The following is a 263-nucleotide window of genomic DNA, read 5'->3' as shown; positions in this document are numbered from 1 at the left end:
GATTTACCGTTTCCAAAAGTAGCTGCTATTAATGGTGCTGCCATGGGCGGTGGTTGTGAAATGACCTTGGTGTGTGAATACCGTGTCATGAGCGACAAAGCGATTATCGGTCTACCAGAAACTCAATTGGGTATCTTCCCAGGTTTTGGTGGTACGGTTCGTAGTACGCGTGTGATTGGTATCGATAATGCGCTTGAATTAATCGCGACTGGTACACCGAAAAAACCACTGGACGCACTAAAACTTGGTCTCGTTGATGCAAC

Annotated in this window: 1 protein-coding gene; it reads left to right on the top strand. The window is 46.4% G+C overall.

All coding sequences use genetic code 11. The features are described from left to right. Positions 1–263: enoyl-CoA hydratase-related protein (locus tag AAEY88_RS14115; RefSeq protein ID WP_350563390.1), on the top strand; the 263-nt coding region annotated here is incomplete at both ends.

This window comes from Psychrobacter sp. CAL346-MNA-CIBAN-0220, from assembly GCF_040309805.1.
In the GTDB taxonomy this organism is placed as follows: domain Bacteria; phylum Pseudomonadota; class Gammaproteobacteria; order Pseudomonadales; family Moraxellaceae; genus Psychrobacter.
This window is presented reverse-complemented; position numbering and strand designations above follow the sequence as displayed.